Origin of the sequence: Thiomonas sp. FB-Cd, assembly GCF_000733775.1 — a bacterium.
Classification (GTDB): Bacteria; Pseudomonadota; Gammaproteobacteria; order Burkholderiales; family Burkholderiaceae_C; genus Thiomonas_A.
In genome coordinates this window covers 1,406,744-1,424,759 of the sequence record NZ_JPOE01000005.1, presented here as the reverse complement: position 1 = coordinate 1,424,759, position 18,016 = coordinate 1,406,744, and the positions used below count along the sequence as shown (strand labels likewise).

Sequence of the window (18,016 nt, the reverse complement as noted above, 5' to 3'; positions counted from 1 at the left end):
CGTCAGCCGTTGCGCAGGGCGCCTTGGGCATGCGCCTGGTTGACACCACTGGCGACTTCGGGCCCCGGAACGAGGGCCAACATCTTCGCAGGATCGGATGTCTGCGCGAAAAAGGCGCTGCGCAAATCGGCTGGAACAGCACTTCCCTTCGGCGAATAGTGCGAAATCGTCAATGGGTTCACTGGTCTACCGTCAACGAAAAACTGGAAATACAAGTGCGGCCCGGTCGACCACCCCGTGTTGCCGGATCGTGCCACAACCTCGCCCTGCTTGACGTGCTCACCGACGTGCACGTCGAACTGGCTCAAATGCGAGTAGATCGTGGCGAAGCCGTCGGGATGCACCACCTTGACGTACTTTCCGTACCCTGTGCCCCAGCCCGCATAGACCACGCGTCCGTCCGCAATCGTGCGCACGGGCGTGCCCACGGGGATCGCCAGGTCGATGCCTTTGTGAAATTCGGGTTTGTGGAAGATGGGGCTGATGCGCCAGCCGTAGCCTGAGGTCAACCGGTCATAGGGCAAGGGCGAGAGCAGAAACGCGCGCGTCAGGCTGCTGCCATCGGGCTTGTAGTATCCCGCGGCCTTCTTGTCGCCCTGCGGATCAAACCATACGGCAGCGTGCGTGACGCCACGGCTGGTGATCTGGGCCGAGACGATGCGTCCCACACGCAGGGTCTGGCCGCCAGCCTCATATTGCCGCCACACGACAGTGAAGCGGTCGCCTGGACGCAAGCTGCGGCGGAAATCCACCTCTCCAGCAAAAAGGTTGACCAATTGCGTGGCTACGGCATCGGGCATATGCGCCTCGTCGGCCGCCGCGAACAGCGTTGATTGCACCACGCCCGTTGCCATGCGCAACTGTGCCTGCGCGCTCTCCTGCGTCACCGTGCTGGCAAAGCCACCGCCAGACTGGCTGGTGAGGGTGAGCAGACGCCAGGTCTGACGGCCCGGCACCTGGGCGTGATCCACTCCACCGCGTTGCAAGTCCTTCTCGGGTCGAGTCGGCGCTGTTTGCGGCAATCTCGCCTGAAGCTGCACCAGTTGGCCCACCGAATTGACCTTCGCCGTCACCACCCCGCCTGACGCGTCGAGCAGGACGCGCAGATCGGCATTGGCGACGAGATCCTTCAATTGCGCCGGATCGGTCACCTGCAAACGGCGCAGCAACGACTCCACCGTGTCGGACGCGCGTACATGGGCCGTCGTATAGACCTGCTGCGGTTGGTCATCCAGCGCCTGCACTTGTGGCGCGACGTCGATGGCCACGGGAATGCTCAGCGTCGTGGCTGAGGGAAGCTGGGGCTGTAGACCATATTCGGCAAGGCCGAAAGCCGTCGCGCTGGACAGCAGCAAGGTCGAGCCAACGGCAGCCGCAACGCGGCCCGGGTGGCGCTCGACCGCTTCGCGCAGCGCAGCGATGCGGCCGCGAAGCCGGTTGGGGTTTTGGGCAAAAAAAGTCATGCACACTCCTTGTTCGTCGAGTGGCGGAACAACCAGCCGGCAGGAGCCGGCCAGGGCGGAAGGGGTGGAGAGCATTCCTGAAGCAGCCTGCCGCGCAAGCGCGACGTCTGGGCCAACGCACTGTCTCCGCGATCGAGCGTGGACGACGGCGCGTGCGAACGCCTCCAATACACTGCATGACTGAGGTGCAAACGCGCATGGAAAAACTTGGCGATGCGCAATCCGCGACCCGATTCAGGATGCAGGGCGGGGCCAAGTTTAACAGCCGTTTCCTGCAAAAATTCCCCAAAAGCCATGACTGATTCCTCTTTTCACAATCCTGACGCTCCGCTTGCAAGTGCTGCGCAGTCCACAGGGCCACTCGCCAAGACGGTGCAGCAAGCCCTGGCCATCACCAAGCGCGGATGCTCAGAGCTTCTGGTGCAATCCGAGTGGGAGGCCAAGCTTGCACGCAGCGCCACCACGGGCAAGCCGCTGCGCATCAAGCTTGGGCTGGATCCAACGGCTCCAGACATCCACCTCGGTCATACAGTCGTGCTCAACAAGCTTCGACAGTTGCAAGATCTGGGCCACACGGTGATTTTCCTCATTGGCGACTTCACCTCACGCATCGGCGATCCCTCCGGGCGCAACACAACCCGCCCGCCGCTGACGATCGAGCAGATCAAGGCCAATGCACAGACCTATTACGCGCAGGCCAGCCTGGTGCTCGACCCTGAGCGAACGGAAATTCGTTACAACTCCGAATGGAGCGAGCTGCTGGGAGCCGACGGCATGATTCGCCTTGCGGCGAAGTACACCCTGGCGCGGCTCCTCGAGCGTGATGATTTCACCCAGCGCTTCAAGGCCGGCGTGCCGATCGCGATGCACGAACTTCTTTATCCGCTGATGCAGGGCTACGACTCGGTTGCACTGCATAGCGACCTGGAACTCGGCGGAACCGACCAGAAATTCAACCTTCTCGTCGGGCGCGAGCTGCAGAAGGAGTATGGGCAGGAACCGCAGTGCATCCTGACCATGCCGCTCCTTGAGGGACTGGACGGGGTCGAGAAAATGTCCAAGACCAAGGGCAACTACATCGGCATCCAAGAGGCGCCTGCCAGCATGTACGCCAAGCTGCTGTCGATCAGTGACACGCTGATGTGGCGGTACTACGAACTGCTGTCATTCCGCCCGTTAGACGAAATTGCCGCACTAAAAGCGGAAGTCGACGCCGGGCGCAACCCCAAGGACGCGAAGGTCTTGCTTGCACACGAGATCGTCACTCGCTTTCACTCAGCACAAGCCGCCAACGCAGCGCAGGCGGATTTCGAACTGCGTGCCCGCGGTGGCGTGCCGGACGATATCCCCGACCTACGGCTGGCCCTGCCCGAAGGCGGGTTGCCCCTTCCCGCTGCCCTCAAACAGGCGGGGTTGGTGCCCTCCACCGCCGAAGCGCTGCGCATGATTGCCCAGCGTGGCGTGCGGGTGGACGGCACGCTGGTGGAAGACCGCACATTGAAGCTTGCCGCCGGAACCGTGGTGCTTCAGGTTGGCAAGCGCAAGTTCGCCCGGGTGTTTCTCGGCTGAAGATCTCTTGGTGCTGCGACATCGTGGCCTGCCGAATTTTGGCATGGCCCGACGATCTGCGTCGACCACGCGCACAAATCGTCACGCCCGCTTGATCAGCCGGATCAAGAACAACAGCACGATAGCACCAATGGTCGCCACGATCAGGCTGGGGATGAGGCCCCCGCCCGGGAAAAGCCCCAGCATGCGGAACAAAAATCCGCCGAGGAAGGCTCCGACCACACCAACAACGATATCGCCGAGCAATCCGAATCCACCACCCTTGGTGATGAGCCCGGCAAGCCAGCCGGCAACGGCGCCGATGATGAGAAACGCAAGCAGGTGCATGAAATTCCTTTCAATGACGTGTACATCACCCCTGACGCAACGCGCCAGCCCAGCTGGCCAAGCCTAGACCCAATTGCGCGATGGCGCAAGGCAAACCCGCTCAGAGCATCGCGCCGACCGGCTGGCTCAGCACCCTTTCCGCCAGGCGCGCGTAAAGCGCCGCCCCCAAGGGCAGGACGGCGTCGTTGAAGTCGAATCGCGGCGTGTGAAGAAAGCCCCCACCCTCGGATCCCTGCCCCAGGCGCAGGTACGCGCCCGGCGTGGCCTGCAACATGAACGCGAAGTCTTCGGCCCCCATGCTGGGCGGCAGATCACGCACCACGGAGGCGTCACCCACAATCTCCGCGGCAACCTCGGCGGCATAATGTGCCGCCTGCGGGGTATTGATCGTGGCGGGGTATATGCGCTCGTACTGCATCTCCGCACTGGCCCCAAAGGCCTGCGCCACGGATTGCACGATGCGACCCAGGCGTTTTTCGATCAAAGCCTGGACCTCCGTGCGGAAACTGCGCACCGTTCCCACCAGGGTGACCTGGCGCGGAATCACACTCATGGCCGACAGATCGCCGCCCTGCAGTGCGCAAATACTGACGACAGCATCGTCCAGCGGGTTGACATTGCGCGCGACGATGCTCTGCACCGCCGTGATGATGTGCGCTGACACAAGAACGGGGTCGATGGTCATGTCCGGATGGGCGCCGTGGCCACCATCGCCCGTGACCTTGATGGTGATGCGGTCCGCCGCCGCCATCATTGCGCCCGGCGCGAGGCCGATCTTTCCAGAAGGCAACTGCGGCCAGTTATGCATGCCGAAGATCCAGTCTGCCGGGAAGCGCTCGAACAAACCGTCGTCCATCATGGCCTTGGCGCCACCCAGCCCCTCTTCACCAGGCTGGAAGATGCAATACACGCTGCCGGCAAAATTCCGTGTGGCCGCCAGATAGCGTGCGGCACCAAGCAACATGGTGGTGTGACCATCGTGGCCGCAGGCGTGCATCACACCGCTGCGAGCCGAACGCCAGGGGAAATCGCTGTCCTCCTTGATGGGCAGCGCATCCATGTCGGCGCGCAGCGCCACCGCGCGCACGCAGGAATCCGCCGCCCCATTCAATGGCCCGTCGAGGCTGGTCTCGACATTGAGCCTTCCACGCACGACCCCCACCACGCCCGTGCGGCCAATGCCGGCGTGGACCTCGTCCACGCCATAGCTGGACAGCTCTGCGGCGACAAGACTGGCCGTGCGCGCCTCCTCAAACCCGAGTTCGGGATGCGCATGCAAATCACGGCGAATGCGGGTCAGTTCGGCGTGATAGTTGCTGATGTGCTGGATGGGACCGGTGAGCTTCCACATGGTTTGGGCAAAAATGCCGGCATGGCGCCGGCGCCCCCATTGAAGCACTGCACACCCAGGGCTGCAAACGACTTTTCCGATGCCCTCGCCACCGGAGCAGGCAAACCGAGCTCAACAACAGGGCGTGCGGACTCCCACGCCTTGCTCCGGGCTTGGTGCCGGGCACGATGATGGATGCTGTCTCGGCGCGGTCGCGCCCGGATCCCCTTGGCAAATCTAAGCATGGAGCCGCGCGCAGCGCCCGGCGCGCAACGCGGCGGTCCATGACCCTCTGCACCAGCTGCCGAGCGTGCCGTTGCGCCCGGCAGCATTGCGCCGGGGCACCATTCCCGATCGCCCGCCCGTGGTGTCTTCCCGGACAAGACCTTGCAGTGTTCCTATCATCACCACTTTGCTTCATGCAGCTCATGGATAAACCCTTGCCCGCCGCTTTGGACATTCCCGCGCGCAGCTTGCGCGCGGTATGGCACCCTTGCACGCAGATGAAGCGTCATGAACAGGCGCCCCCGCTGGAAATCGTCAGCGGCGAAGGCGTGTGGCTCACTGACGCAAAGGGTCGGCGCGTCGTCGACGCGATCAGCTCCTGGTGGGTGAATCTGTTTGGCCACAACCAGCCCTCGATCAAGGCGGCCATTCGCGCGCAGATGGATCGGGTTGAACACGTGATGCTCGCGGGTCTCACCCATGCGCCTGTGGTCCAACTCTCCGAAGCGTTGGCCGCTCGCACAGGTCTGTCACACGCGCACTATGGCAGCGATGGCTCATCAGCCACCGAGATCGCGCTCAAACTGAGCGCGCACTATTGGCGCAACGTTGGCCGCCCCGAAAAAAATCGCTTTATCGGCCTGGCCGGCGGCTACCACGGCGAGACTGTCGGGGCACTGTCCGTGACCGACATCCCATTGTTTCGCGCGAACTACGGCCCGCTGCTGCGCGTGTCCGCCACGGTGCCTGTACCGGATGCGCGCGCGCGGCCAACGGGCATGGAGCAATCGCAATGGGTTGCACACTGCGTGCGCGCGCTTGAAGCCCACCTCGAGGTCCACGCGCACGAGACCGCCGCACTCATTGTGGAGCCGCTCGTGCAATGTGCCGCCGGCTTTGTCATGATTGCCCCGCAATACCTGACGCGCGCCCGCGAGCTGTGCACGCACTTTGACGTCCATCTGGTTGCCGATGAAATCGCCGTTGGCATGGGCCGTACCGGCACCTTTCTCGCCTGCGAACAGGCGGGGGTGAGGCCCGATTTCGTCTGCCTCAGCAAGGGGCTCACGGGCGGCTATTTGCCGCTATCGGTGGTGTTGACCACCGATAGCATCTACCACGCGTTTTACGATGATGACGTGGCGCTTGGCTTCCTGCATTCGCACTCCTACACGGGGAACCCGCTCGCGTGCAGTGCCGCGCTTGCCACGCTGGCGTTGCTGAATGATGCGCAGTTGATTGCCAACAGCGAACGCGCGACGATCCTCGATGCCGTGTTTGCCCCGCTGACCGCGCATCCACGCCTGATCCATGCCCGCCGTCTAGGCATGATCTGGGCCTGGGACGTCGACGGCGCGCCTGCAGATTTCGCAAGGCACTTCGCCGCAGCCGCCTTGAAGCGTGGCGCGCTACTGCGGCCTATCGGCAACACCATCTATTTCATGCCGCCGTACGTCATTGATGACGATGCTGCCACACTCCTGCGCGATGCGGCGCTTGGCGCACTCGCTACCGTCCTCACGACCGCGACGCATCCGCAAGCCTCCAGCCCGCCCCTACCTTGATGGACACCTTGGCCCCCGCCTGGTTTGTCACCGGCACGGATACCGAAATCGGCAAGACCCTCGCCGCGTGCACGCTGCTGCATGCGTTGCGCGCCAAGTTCCCGCGCGTCGTGGGCACCAAGCCCGTGGCTGCCGGGCACCCACCGGGAGGTATCAACGACGATGTGGCGCACCTTCGCGCAGCAAGCACAGTGCAAGTGCCAGGCGCGCTCGACAACCCTTACCACCTCGCCGAGCCGGCATCCCCACATCTGGCTGCGCAGGCCGCAGGGGTGCGCATCGATTTGGCGCACATTGCCCAATGCGTTGCCGACTTGCGCCGAAGCGCCGAGGCGGTGGTGGTCGAAGGGGTTGGAGGATTTCTGGTGCCGCTGTCGAGCATCGAGGACGGGGGCGATCTCGCGCGCGAACTGCGTCTGCCGGTCATTCTGGTGGTCGGCATCAAGCTGGGCTGCTTGAGCCACGCACTGCTTACCCAAGAGGCCATCTTTGCCCGCGGCCTTCCGTTCGCGGGGTGGATCGCCAATCGCATCGACGCCGACATGCTGCGCGCCGAGGACAATATCGCCACGCTGCGCGCCCGCCTGCGCGCGCCTTGCCTGGGCGTGATTCCGCACATGGCCCCGCCCGACAGCGTGCGGGCGGCAGTTTTCCTCCAATTGCCGACATGATCGACGCTCGACGCCTGAACACGGCGCCAAGGCGTGCGCATCCGGGCCATCTGGCGATGCCGGCCGCTTGCCCAGTTCATCCATGAACAAATGCCCGCGCATTCCCCTTCCTCGCCCGGCCCGACGCACAGCGTCGCTCAGGCGAAGCCGTCCGGGCAGGAGGGGGTCAAGCAGGCGGGTTTCGCTTGTTGTTCCTTGCGAGGCTGGATAAAATACCAGCATGCAACGGCGCAAAGTCACGCTCAAGCTGTACCCCAATGCCGCGCAAGCTGCGCAGCTGGAGGCGTGGACGCGGCTGCACTGCGAGTTGTACAACGCGGCGCACGAGGAGCGCATCGACGCCTGGCACAAGGCCAGGAAGTGCATCTCTTACGACGAGCAGCAGAACGTCCTGCCGCAGATCAAGGCCGATCGGCCTGAGCTCAACGAACTCGGCAGCCATGCCTTGCAGCAGACGCTGCGGCGGCTGGATCTCGCCTTCCAGTCGTTCTTTCGCCGGGTCAAAGCTGGTCAAACGCCCGGATTCCCGCGGTTCAAGGCCGCCAAGCGGTTCGCGGGCTTTGCCTATCCCGACCCGGCTGGCTGGAAGCTCATGCAGCACGGCGGTCGTGGTGCCACGCTGCGCATTGGCAGTGGCGAGGCTGCGATGTCCATTCGGGCGCGCGGCCGGCACCGCTTCGGCGATCAGGCAAAACCCAACGACATCACCCTCACGCGCAAAGGTGGTGGGTGGTTCGTGTCGGTGACGCTGCGCGTGCCCGAGTCGGCCTGTGCGCGGCAGCGCACCGCCGATCTACGCCGTGGCGTGGACTTCGGGATCACCGACTGGGCGACGTTCGACGACGGACAGACGATTGCGAACCCGCGCTGGCTGCGCGAGGAACTGCCGCGCCTTGCCGCGCTGCAACGCCAGCGCGCCAGGAAGAAGAACGGATCGTTGCGCTTCAAACGGCTCGGGCGTCGCATCGCCCGGCTGCACGACCGGATTTCCAACCTGCGCCGGCACTTCGTGCACAAGGAAACGACCAGGATGGTGCGGCAATGCGCCGTCCTGGCCACGGAGCAATTGGCCCCGAAGACCATGAGCCGCAGCGCGAAGGGCACGGTGGATGCACCGGGCCGTCGCGTGCGGCAAAAGGCCGGACTCAACCGGGAAATTCTCTCGGCCGCGTTCGGCATGGCGCATCCGATGCTGGCGTACAAAGCGGAAGAAGCTGGTACGCGGCTGCATCTGAGCAATACGCGCCAGATCAAACCGTCGCAACGCTGCGCGGCGTGCTGGGAGATTGTGCCCAAGACGCTCGCAGACCGCATGCGTGTCTGCCCGCACTGCGGGCATGTCATGCCACGCGACCGCAACAGCGCATCGGTGGTCATCATCGACGCATTCAACACGCAGGACACGCCTGGGACGGGCGTGGCGGCGAGACCCAAACCTCTGCCATGGCAACGTGGCAAGTCGAAGTCTGTGACCCGCGAAACCCCAGCTACAACGCCATGCGTTTAGCGGCGGGAGAGTTCATGACCTTGCCCTTTCGGATGTTTCATGACACCTGACTTCACAGCTGATCTCGATGCGCTCGACGCCGCGCACCTGCGTCGACGGCGCCGGGTCGTGCAGCGCTACGACGGCGTGCGCCTGACGGTTGACGGTCGCGAGATGCTGGCGTTTTGCAGCAACGATTATCTGGGGCTCGCCCAACACCCGGCCTTGATTGAAGCAGCATGCGAAGCGGCCGCACGCTTTGGCGTGGGCGCGACCGCGTCCCCGCTCGTGTGTGGCCACAGCAGCGCTCATGAGGCGCTGGAGGCCGAACTAGCCGCCTTTGTGGGTTTGCCGCGGGCGCTGTATTTCTATGCCGGCTTCGCGGCAAATGTGGGCATTGTGCCGGCGCTCGTCGGACGCGGCGACGCGGTGTTTTCAGACACCCTCAACCATGCCTGCCTGATCGACGGTGCGCGGCTGTCACGCGCCGACGTGCAGGTGTACCCGCACGCGGATGTCGACGCGCTCGGCAGACTGCTGGCAGCAAGCTCCGCGCGGCGCAAGCTCATTGCGACTGACGCCGTGTTCAGCATGGACGGCGATATTGCACCGCTCCCGGCGCTGCTTGAGTTGGCCAACCGGTTTGATGCGCTACTCCTCATCGACGACGCGCACGGGTTTGGCGTGCTCGGCGAAGGAGGTCGCGGTACGGCGGCGATGTTCGGACTGCGCAGCCCGCGGCTGATCGTCATGGCAACGCTCGGCAAGGCGGCAGGCGTGGCTGGCGCCTTTGTCGCCGGCGAAGATGACTTGGTGGAATGGATCATGCAGCGCGCACGCAGCTACATCTTTGCGACTGCAGCGCCCGCCCTCATTGCTGAAACCTTGCGCGTCAGTCTCAAGTTGATCGCCGCAGAAGAGTGGCGGCGGCAAACGCTGCAGGACCTGAATCGACGCTTGCGCGCCGGTTGCGCGAAGGTGCTTCCTTCAGGCTGGCAACTCACCGCCTCCAAGACGCCGATTCAGCCCATCATCATCGGCGACAACGCATCAGCGCTCGCAGCGATGTCCGGCTTGTGGCAAAAGGGGTTTTGGGCGCCCGCGATCCGCCCGCCCACCGTGCCCGAGGGAACGGCCCGTCTGCGCCTGAGCCTTTCAGCGGCCCATACGCTGGGCGACGTTGATCAGCTCATCGAGGCACTGGCTTCACTGGCGCCCCAGACTCCAGGCTAGAGGGCACGGCGTTGCGCTGCGTGCGACCCTGAAGCGACCGGCTCACGCAGCCAACCGCGGATATGCGAAGTGCGCAAATCCACGCTCAATGGGTCCCCGAGAGCCAGGTGATGATGGTCGGCCAAACGATAAGGCGCGGTGAGCCATAACAGCGCGTCGCCGCAGCGCAAGGCCGCAGTGGTATTGGCACCCTGCACGACCAGGTGCTCGATGCGGCCGTGCACCGGGTTTTCGCTTGCGCGCTGTTCCTGAAGCTTGAGGGGCGGCAGGCGCACGTCATCCGCAGCCACCACCCAATCGACGAGGCAGCCTGGGGCGGCCTGCGGAAGCAGCGGCACGCGCAGCGTGGCATCTGCTGCATCCCATCGCAAAAGGGTGTAGCCGCCGTGCTCCTCCTGGCGCAACACGGTGCCCACGAAACGGTTGCGAAAACCCAGGAGTGCGGCCGCCTGAATGCTGGCTGGGTGTGCGAACACCTCCCGCGGAACACCCTGCTGCACCACCCGCCGCCCCGCCATCAACGCCATCCAATCGGCCATCGCAGCCAGGCTTGCATCATGGGTCGCGGCCAACACGGGAACCGAGAGCTGGTGCATGCGCGAGATGAGTTCGGCCATGACTTCGTCTCGCGTGCTCGCGTCCAGCGCCGATGTGGGTTCATCGAGAAGCAGGATGTGGGGCTTGCGCGCCAGCGCCCGGGCCAAGGCCACGCGTTGCTGCTGTCCGCCGCTGAGTTGCGCTGGGCGCTTCTCCGCATGATGCGCAAGATTCAGGGCGCCGAGAAGATCAAGTGCAATGCGGCGATGCTCCTTGAGCGTGCCACCGAGCGCATACGCAACGTTTTCCCATGCCTTCAGGTGCGGAAACAGCGCATAGCCCTGGGGCAGATAGCCGACGGGCCGGCGCTGCGGGGGCAGCCCATTGAAGGGCTCGCCTGTACTCGGCACCAGACCGGCCAGCGCCTTGATCAGCGTGCTCTTGCCCTCTCCGCTCGCCCCCAGCAACACGGTGAAACCACGCACCTCGAATTGCGCGGAAAGTACGACGGGGTGTGTGATGGAAAGATCAACGCGCATGGAGCATTTAATGCCGCATGGAATTGCGCCGCGATAGCGCACCCATCAACAACGGCAAAGGCAGGCCAATCACGAAAAAAAGCCATAGCAGGGGATAAACTGCCGAAAGCCCCGTGTCTTGCAGATTGACCCAGAGCTTGACTGGAATGCCCTGAGGGTAGTACGCGACGATCAGCACGATGCCGAACTCACCGAGCGCCCGCACCCAGGCCAGCGCCACCCCGGCGCCGAGCCCGAGCTTGGCCAGTGGCACGGTAATGCGCCAGAACGTGCGCCAGGGAGACTGCCCCAGCGTGAGCGACATCTGTTCGAGTTCGCGCGGCACGCCTTCGAAGGCCGAGCGCGCGGCCACGATGAAGTACGGTGCGCTGCCGTAAATTTGCGCAAGCACGAATGCATTCGTCGTGTTGGTGAGAGTGAGCCCCAGTTGTGCGAGCGGTTGCCCCGCCCAACTGTAGGGCCCGTAACTCATGGACAGGAGAAGGCCCATGGCCAGCGGCGGCGTCAGCAGCGGCAGCAGGACGAGGAGTTCCAGCGCCCATTTGCCCCGAAACTCATACCTCGCCAGCCACCATGCCACAGGCGTGCCGAAGATCACGACAAGCGTCACGGCCACGAGGGTGTAGATCACCGACGCCCTCAAGGACGAGAGATCACCATGCTGCAGTTGCAACTGGCTCCAGGGTGTGCTGATGAACAACCCGAAAAATGGAACCGCAAGAAAGGCTAGCCCGGCCAGGCCGAGCGCAGCCACCACCCAGGCGCGCCGCGCCTCACCCGCGTTCGGGTGATGGCCACCGAAATCAGCGGCGGCGGAATCCAGGGGAAGGATGGACATGTGGGCAGGTCGGGCAGCGAAAACTGGGCAGCGGCGCCATTGTCACCCACCCCATGGATTTACTGAAGATTGCCACCCTTGGGTTCGCCATACCCGTATGCCTTAAACATCCTCTGCCCCTCTGCACTGGTCATGAGCTTGACGAAGGCCTCGCCCGCCTCGGGGTTGGGGGCGTTCTTCAGCACGGCGGCATAGAACACCATCGGTTGCGGAGACACGTTATCGCTGCTGCCATTGGGCAGCGCAATACTGAAGTGCACCTTGCTGTACCAGGTGTCGATCATGGCTGGATCACTCAGATTGATTTGGGCCGGAAGTCTGACATAGGGCAACCCATGCGAGATGACGGCACTGAGGTACCCCGAAGTGGCGTCAAGTTGACCCGATTCGAGGCGCGACAAGAGCGAAGGCTCGGTAAAGATCTGTCTCGTGTTGAACACGCCACCCAGAATCTTGTCGGCCAATCCCGGCTTTTTGTAGTAGTGCTCGGCCAGCAGCATGGTCAACACGATGTTTCGGCCTTGGGGGTCCACGGTGGGATCGGTCCGACCAAATTTCAATCCCGGTTTCTCCAGCACCTCGTACCAATTTGCCTTGCCAGCCGACGCGACCATGAAATCCTTGGCAAAGCGGCTCTTGGGGCTGTATGCGATGACCATCTGCGTGCTGGCCACCGGTACCGCCGTACCAATCAGCCCCGCCTTTTGCAGCACCCTGATCGGACCTGGGGTCACCGACACGAACACGTCAGGGTTCAGCTGCTTGGCGGCAATCAAGTGTGCGAGCCCGAAGGCGCCAGCGCCCTCGCCCTGGTACTGCACACCCGTCTGCCTTGCGATGGCTGGGCCCAAGCCCTTGTCCATCAATGCACCCATCGAACCTGCATAAGCCACCGCAAGCACGGGCTTCGCCGCTTGCGCTGCGGGAACCGCACAGGCGCTTGCAAGGGCGACAGCGGCCAGCAAGCGGGATCCCTTCGTGAAACGTTGCATCGAATACTCCATGGGCTGGGAAGGCCAGCGAGCATGCACATCCAGCCCCAGTGAACATGCAGCCCGATCAAGGGTTATATTTAATTAACTATAACGCAAGAAACTTCTAGCCTATCGCTCGACCCTCTTTGCCAATTACGTTGTGGCTGACGGTTGCGCACATGCATGCGTTCGCCTCGAAATCGATATATCCGCTTGGACCTTTCGATTACAGGGCATTCATGCTCCAAAGGGTTGGCCGCGGCGCGCCCGGATCCGATCGCCGCTTGCCGGAATGCAGGCGCAGCCCGCTCCGGGTGCCCTCATCGTGCAGCTGTCGTGGCGCTGCTCGCGCCGGAGACGGTCTAGCTTTGGCGCGCCGGTGACGTCGCGCGCCATTCGTGCATCGAGCAGCCGATGGAGGCCAATCCGCTCAACGGCGCGCTCGCGGCAATGAGCCGTTACGCGAACGGGTCAAACCTTGGGAAATGCAGCGCCCTTTCGCGGCCGGCCGCGCTTCGCGCTGACGGTTGCGGCGCGAAGCGGCTGGTCCATAGCCCGCACAAGGCCATCACTGCCGGGCTCATCGGCCACATCAGCGGCGACATCGAGCGCGGACGGGTCATCATCGCCCTCACGCAGCAGGGCATTGAAGGCTCGCATATCAGACTCGATGGCGCGCAAGGCCCTGTATTCCATGCGCCGGTAGCGCCGAAGGACTTCATATCCGAGCGGAGTCAGCAGCGCTCCACCACCGCCGCTTCCCCCTTTGCTGGCTTCAATCAGGGGCGACTTGAATGCCTGGTTCAGGCTGCTGGCAAGCAGCCAGGCACGCCGGTAACTCATGTCGAGCTCCCGGGCAGCAGCTGAAATCGAGCCGGTGCGCGCCATGGCCTCGAGCAACCGGGCCTTGCCTGGCCCGATCGCCGTGCCCTGTTTGATTTCAAGGCGGACTTTCGGACGGGGAGTGGTGTCGTTGGAGACGCTCATGGATCGCGTTTTGCCTGGTTATGCAATGTCCAGCATTATCACGATATGCTTGGCAAATCATAACGTGGTTTCGCCCCCAGATCATTGACATCCCCGCCCTTGGCTGGCGGCCGCCGCTTGCATCGCAGGGATGGCGCTTCCTGTAGCGCTCTGGCGCGCCACTGGGCTGCCCCTGCGTCGCTTCGGCGCGTTCCTGCTGCTGGCGGCATGGCCATACCACGCACGTCACAGGCGATGCGGGCCTGCCGCGCGCTTGGTCAACCGCGTCGAGACGTGCCGGAGTGTGCCTCCACTCACCGGCTCAGGGACGCCCCCACAGCAGGGGCAGGGGCAGGGGCAGGGGCACGGGAGTCATCGTTGGGGGCGGTGCCCTGCTGCGCAAGCCATTGCGACAGCGCGTCCGCCGCGCTCTGGTAGCCAATGGCAATGATTTCTTCGGCGCGCCCAAACTCGAGAAACCGGATATGTCCAAGCGGGGGTTGGATAAGCACATCCGGCGGATCAAGCGCCAGGCGCGTTTTGGTGATCCGTGTCTCCATCACGTTGATTGACGCCAACAACACGTCAAAGATGTTCGGCAACGGGTCCTCCTTGAGCGCCCAGCGCGAAAACTGCGCCGCCGCCGGAGCATCGCGGGCGAGCAACCGCGCCTTCAGATCGGCCATCGTCTGCCGGTAATTGCGAACCAATCGCGTCATCGCTGCGTCGCCCATGCCTTGGCCCCCGGGCGCTTCGCGTCGAAAGGGTTTGAAGTTCTTTCCTGCCACGATCTGGTCGTTCAGGTCGACGGCAACCACCACGTCGGCTCCCATGGTTCGCACCACGCTGACCGGTACTGGGTTGGTCAGCCCGCCGTCGACCAGGATGCGCCCGTCGGTGCGCAGCGGGGTGAAGATGCCCGGGACGGAAATGCTGGCGCGCACGGCCTCGATCACGTCGCCGGAGCGAATCACCACTTCCTCGCCGCTGGCGATATCGGTCGCCACCGCCGCGAACGCTATGGGCAGTGCCTCGATGAGGTCGGCATGAACATGCGCGCGCACCAGTTCACTGACCTTGGCGCCATCAATCAAACCCGATCGCGGCAGCACCACGTCGAAAAACGACAGGGTCCTTTTCCGGTCGAACTGCGCGAACGTGGCCTCCAGCATGTCGAGCTTTCCAGCGCAGGCAATCGCTCCAATGAGCGCCCCCATGCTGGTACCCGCGATGCAGTCAATGTGCAGCCCGGCATCGGCGATGGCCCTGATAACGCCAAGATGGGCCAAGCCCCTGGCTGAGCCACTGCCCAATGCCAAGCCGATGCGCGGGCCATCGCTTGATCGGCCAGCCCCGAGCGCGGCCGGCACCATCACGGGGTTGGCGCTGCCGCCTTGCCCAGGCGCACCGCACAGTACTTCACCTCGGCGATCTTGCCCCATGGATCCAGTGCCGCGTTGGTGAGCAGATTTGCAGCCGCCTCGGCATAGGCGAAGGGGATGAACACGGCGTCCTGCGGCATCGCATCGTCCGCGCGGGTGGCCAGCTCGATGGCGCCACGGCGTGACTGAACATGCAGCGCATCGCCTGCCCTCAACCCCAACTTGGCGAGCAGGATGGGATGGACGCTGACGGTGGGCGCGGGTTGCAGCGCGTCGAGGACGCTGGCGTGGCGGGTCATCGCTCCCGTGTGCCAGTGCTCCAACTCGCGCCCGGTAATCAGCACGTACGGGTAGGCGTTATCGGGTCGCTCGTCCGCAAACGCAAGCGGCGCGGGCAGCAGCCTGGCACGGCCGTCGGCGGTCGGAAAGCGGTCGACAAACACCACACGCTGCCCCGGCTCATCTTCTGCCGTGCAAGGATAGGTCACGGCGCCTTCACGCTGAAGGCGCGCCCACGAGATACCGGCGATGGAGGACATCATGCCACGCATTTCCTCGAACACGGCGCCCACACCCGCATCACCACCGTGCATATCAACCTCCGCGATGGGCGTCACCCCGAGGCGCCGGCCCATTTCCTGGATGATCCAGAGGTCCGCACGCGCCTGTCCCGGAAGGGCAAGCGCCTTGCGGCCAAGCTGGACCAAGCGGTCCGTGTTCGTCACCGTGCCGGTTTTCTCGGGCCATGCGGATGCGGGCAGCACCACATCGGCCAACGCTGCCGTCTCCGTGAGAAAGATATCCTGCACCACCAGATGCTCCAGGCCGCTCAGCGCTTGGCGGGCATGGTGCACGTCAGGGTCACTCATTGCTGGGTTTTCGCCCTCGATGTACATCCCGCGGATGGTGCCGGCCAACGCGGCGTGGACAATCTCGACCACAGTCAGGCCAGGCTCACGGCTCAGGCTTCCTTGCGGCAATGCCCAGTAATGCTCCACGCGATCGAGCACTCCCGCGTCCTGGGTGCGCACGTAGTCTGGGAACATCATCGGAATCAGCCCAGCATCGCTGGCGCCCTGGACATTGTTTTGTCCACGCAGCGGGTGCAACCCCGTCCCGGGACGACCGATCTGTCCCGTCAGCTGGCACAGCGCAATGAGTGCGCGCACGTTATCGGTGCCGTGCACATGCTGGGAGATTCCCATGCCCCAGAGAATCATCGATCCCTTGCTGGTGGCAAATGCCCGAGCAGCGGCGCGAATGTCCGCTGCGGCGACGCCGCATATGGGCTCCATGGCCTCGGGGCTGAGCGGAGCCACGTGCCTGCGGATGGCCTCAACATCCTCGGCATGGCAACGCTCCTGCACGCTGGCCGCATCGACCAGGTCTTCTGCGAACACCACGTGCAGCATGGCGTTAAGGAGGGCCAGGTCCGTGTCGGCGCGGAACTGCAGGGTCATCCACGCCTTGCGGGCCAATTCCGTGCGCCGTGGATCGGCCAGGATGAAGCGCGTGCCGCGCGCCATGGCGTTTTTCATCCACGTGGCGGCCACCGGGTGGTTGACGGTTGGATTGGCGCCAATGACCAGGACCACGTCGGCGTGCAGCACGTCCATGACCGGGTTGCTCACCGCGCCCGAGCCAATGCCTTCAAGCAGCGCCGCGACGCTGGATGCATGGCACAACCGGGTGCAGTGGTCCACATTGTGGGTACCGAAACCCGCGCGGACCAACTTCTGAAAAAGATACGCCTCCTCGTTACTGCCCTTGGCACTGCCGAACCCGGCCAAGGCCTTGCCCCCGTGTTGCGCGCGCAGGCGCAGAAGCCCGCCGGCGGCGCGTTCCAGCGCCTCGTCCCAAGTGGCCTCGCGGAAGACGGCGCGCCAATCGGACAGCCGCACCTGCTCAGGGTCCTTGGGGACGCCCTCGCGGCGGATGAGCGGGGTGGTCAGCCGGGCCGGGTTGGCCACGTAGTCGAAGCCAAAGCGCCCTTTGACGCACAGGCGCCCCTGGTTGGCGAGCCCGTCGCGCCCTTCCACTCGAGCGATGTGTTCGTGGCCGTGAGCGTCAAGCTGGACATGGTAAGTGAGCGCACACCCCACGCCGCAGTACGGGCAGACCGAATCCACCTGCCGCGTACTGAGGCTGGCCCAGGATCCGTTGGCTGGGGCGAGTGCGCCAGTGGGACAAGCCTGCACGCACTCGCCGCATGCCACGCAGGTACTTTCACCCATCGCCGCGGCCTGATCGAACACGATTTGGGCCGACGCACCCCTGCCGGCCAAGCCAATGACATCATTGCCCTGCTCCTCACGACACGCGCGAAGACAGCGTGTGCACTGGATGCATGCATCGAGGTTGACACTGATGGCCGGGTGGGAGTCGTCTGCTCTCGGAGGCGCGGGCCAATGCGCGGCCTCGGCGCGCGCGCCGGCAAAAGCTGACGCAAAGCGGCTGCGGTCGGCGCCCAAGCGCTGGCACCAATGGTCCAACTCATTATCAATGCGGTCGACCCGCTTGGGCTGGCGGGCAGCCAGCAACTCCAGCACGCCGCGCTGGGCAGCCAGTGCCCGCTCACTGCGCGCGCTCACCTGCATGTTGGGCTCAACGCTGCGGCAGCACGACGCCGCAAGCACGCGCTCGCCATTGACCTCCACCATGCAGGCGCGGCAGTTGCCGGCCGGACGCAAAGGGTCATGATGACACAGATGGGGAATCTCCACCCCGTGGCGCTGCGCGGCTGCCCAGATCGTCTCCCCCGCATGGGCCAGCAGGGTCTTGCCGTCCAGTGTGAAGGCAACAGCGGGAGGTGTCATGTCCATGGTTCAGTCCTCATCGAGTAGGGGTCGCGCAACGCGGCATGACGATGCCCGTCCACGAAAGGCAGCACGGCACCGCGATGCGACGCCCT

14 protein-coding genes are annotated in these 18,016 nt (G+C 64.3%); 5 read left to right on the top strand and 9 right to left on the bottom strand.

What is annotated here, in order from left to right; all coding sequences use genetic code 11:
- Nucleotides 1-2 precede the first annotated feature (2 nt).
- Nucleotides 3-1,463 carry a M23 family metallopeptidase gene (locus CD04_RS0120375; protein WP_031410186.1) on the bottom strand — a complete coding sequence of 487 codons (1,461 nt, stop codon included), beginning with the start codon at nucleotides 1,461-1,463 and terminating at the stop codon, nucleotides 3-5.
- 294 nt (nucleotides 1,464-1,757) lie between these two features.
- On the opposite strand from CD04_RS0120375, the gene tyrS reads away from it, so the two are divergent.
- Complete coding sequence (tyrS, locus tag CD04_RS0120365; RefSeq protein WP_031410182.1) at nucleotides 1,758-3,032, top strand: tyrosine--tRNA ligase; 1,275 nt, start codon at nucleotides 1,758-1,760, stop codon at nucleotides 3,030-3,032.
- 81 nt (nucleotides 3,033-3,113) lie between these two features.
- Here the strand turns inward: tyrS and CD04_RS0120360 are convergent, their stop codons facing one another.
- Complete coding sequence (locus CD04_RS0120360; protein ID WP_031410180.1) at nucleotides 3,114-3,359, bottom strand: GlsB/YeaQ/YmgE family stress response membrane protein; 246 nt, start codon at nucleotides 3,357-3,359, stop codon at nucleotides 3,114-3,116.
- Between the two features lie 100 nt (nucleotides 3,360-3,459).
- Complete coding sequence (locus CD04_RS0120355) at nucleotides 3,460-4,710, bottom strand: M20 aminoacylase family protein (RefSeq protein ID WP_031410177.1); 1,251 nt, start codon at nucleotides 4,708-4,710, stop codon at nucleotides 3,460-3,462.
- A 407-nt stretch (nucleotides 4,711-5,117) separates the two neighbouring features.
- On the opposite strand from CD04_RS0120355, the gene bioA reads away from it, so the two are divergent.
- The 4 genes from bioA (at nucleotide 5,118) to bioF (ending at nucleotide 9,869) form a co-directional block, all read left to right on the top strand.
- On the top strand, nucleotides 5,118-6,479 hold the full coding sequence (gene bioA, locus CD04_RS0120350) for an adenosylmethionine--8-amino-7-oxononanoate transaminase (protein ID WP_051849538.1): 1,362 nt from the start codon (nucleotides 5,118-5,120) through the stop codon (nucleotides 6,477-6,479).
- Nucleotides 6,479-7,150, top strand: coding sequence for a dethiobiotin synthase (gene bioD / locus CD04_RS0120345; protein ID WP_031410173.1), 672 nt, complete (start codon nucleotides 6,479-6,481; stop codon nucleotides 7,148-7,150). The genes bioA and bioD overlap by 1 nt, the downstream gene beginning before the upstream one ends.
- A gap of 220 nt (nucleotides 7,151-7,370) precedes the next feature.
- On the top strand, nucleotides 7,371-8,657 hold the full coding sequence (locus CD04_RS0120340; protein ID WP_031410170.1) for an RNA-guided endonuclease TnpB family protein: 1,287 nt from the start codon (nucleotides 7,371-7,373) through the stop codon (nucleotides 8,655-8,657).
- A gap of 39 nt (nucleotides 8,658-8,696) precedes the next feature.
- Nucleotides 8,697-9,869, top strand: a complete 1,173-nt coding sequence (bioF, locus tag CD04_RS0120335; RefSeq protein ID WP_031410168.1) for an 8-amino-7-oxononanoate synthase — start codon at nucleotides 8,697-8,699, stop codon at nucleotides 9,867-9,869.
- Here bioF and CD04_RS0120330 read toward each other — a convergent pair.
- The 6 genes from CD04_RS0120330 to CD04_RS0120305 form a co-directional block, all read right to left on the bottom strand.
- Nucleotides 9,866-10,945, bottom strand: coding sequence for an ABC transporter ATP-binding protein (locus CD04_RS0120330; RefSeq protein ID WP_051849475.1), 1,080 nt, complete (start codon nucleotides 10,943-10,945; stop codon nucleotides 9,866-9,868). The two genes, bioF and CD04_RS0120330, sit on opposite strands and share 4 nt — an antisense overlap.
- Nucleotides 10,946-10,952: 7 nt before the next feature.
- Nucleotides 10,953-11,783: an ABC transporter permease subunit gene (locus tag CD04_RS0120325; protein WP_031410163.1), complete on the bottom strand. Its 831-nt coding sequence runs from the start codon at nucleotides 11,781-11,783 to the stop codon at nucleotides 10,953-10,955.
- A gap of 59 nt (nucleotides 11,784-11,842) precedes the next feature.
- Nucleotides 11,843-12,775, bottom strand: a complete 933-nt coding sequence (locus CD04_RS0120320) for an extracellular solute-binding protein (RefSeq protein WP_031410161.1) — start codon at nucleotides 12,773-12,775, stop codon at nucleotides 11,843-11,845.
- Nucleotides 12,776-13,228: 453 nt separating this feature from the next.
- Entirely contained in the window at nucleotides 13,229-13,744 is a 516-nt protein-coding gene (locus CD04_RS25395; RefSeq protein WP_081858110.1) for a LysR family transcriptional regulator, read from the bottom strand.
- Nucleotides 13,745-14,037: 293 nt separating this feature from the next.
- A complete protein-coding gene (locus CD04_RS0120310; RefSeq protein ID WP_231480709.1) occupies nucleotides 14,038-15,165 on the bottom strand; it encodes a patatin-like phospholipase family protein in 1,128 nt (375 codons plus the stop codon).
- Complete coding sequence (locus CD04_RS0120305; RefSeq protein WP_031410154.1) at nucleotides 15,096-17,927, bottom strand: molybdopterin-dependent oxidoreductase; 2,832 nt, start codon at nucleotides 17,925-17,927, stop codon at nucleotides 15,096-15,098. The genes CD04_RS0120310 and CD04_RS0120305 overlap by 70 nt, the downstream gene beginning before the upstream one ends.
- Between the last annotated feature and the right edge of the window lie 89 nt (nucleotides 17,928-18,016).

What these genes read in the sequence shown, in the direction of transcription:
- CD04_RS0120360 (WP_031410180.1), bottom strand. Translation starts at nt 3,359, where the DNA reads ATGCACCTGCTTGCGTTTCTCATCATCGGCGCCGTTGCCGGCTGGCTT.
- CD04_RS0120305 (WP_031410154.1), bottom strand. Translation starts at nt 17,927, where the DNA reads ATGGACATGACACCTCCCGCTGTTGCCTTCACACTGGACGGCAAGACC.
- CD04_RS0120355 (WP_031410177.1), bottom strand. Translation starts at nt 4,710, where the DNA reads ATGTGGAAGCTCACCGGTCCCATCCAGCACATCAGCAACTATCACGCC.
- bioA (WP_051849538.1), top strand. Translation starts at nt 5,118, where the DNA reads ATGGATAAACCCTTGCCCGCCGCTTTGGACATTCCCGCGCGCAGCTTG.
- CD04_RS0120340 (WP_031410170.1), top strand. Translation starts at nt 7,371, where the DNA reads ATGCAACGGCGCAAAGTCACGCTCAAGCTGTACCCCAATGCCGCGCAA.
- bioF (WP_031410168.1), top strand. Translation starts at nt 8,697, where the DNA reads ATGACACCTGACTTCACAGCTGATCTCGATGCGCTCGACGCCGCGCAC.
- tyrS (WP_031410182.1), top strand. Translation starts at nt 1,758, where the DNA reads ATGACTGATTCCTCTTTTCACAATCCTGACGCTCCGCTTGCAAGTGCT.
- CD04_RS0120325 (WP_031410163.1), bottom strand. Translation starts at nt 11,783, where the DNA reads ATGTCCATCCTTCCCCTGGATTCCGCCGCCGCTGATTTCGGTGGCCAT.
- CD04_RS0120375 (WP_031410186.1), bottom strand. Translation starts at nt 1,463, where the DNA reads ATGACTTTTTTTGCCCAAAACCCCAACCGGCTTCGCGGCCGCATCGCT.
- bioD (WP_031410173.1), top strand. Translation starts at nt 6,479, where the DNA reads ATGGACACCTTGGCCCCCGCCTGGTTTGTCACCGGCACGGATACCGAA.
- CD04_RS0120310 (WP_231480709.1), bottom strand. Translation starts at nt 15,165, where the DNA reads ATGGGGCAAGATCGCCGAGGTGAAGTACTGTGCGGTGCGCCTGGGCAA.
- CD04_RS25395 (WP_081858110.1), bottom strand. Translation starts at nt 13,744, where the DNA reads ATGAGCGTCTCCAACGACACCACTCCCCGTCCGAAAGTCCGCCTTGAA.
- CD04_RS0120330 (WP_051849475.1), bottom strand. Translation starts at nt 10,945, where the DNA reads ATGCGCGTTGATCTTTCCATCACACACCCCGTCGTACTTTCCGCGCAA.
- CD04_RS0120320 (WP_031410161.1), bottom strand. Translation starts at nt 12,775, where the DNA reads ATGCAACGTTTCACGAAGGGATCCCGCTTGCTGGCCGCTGTCGCCCTT.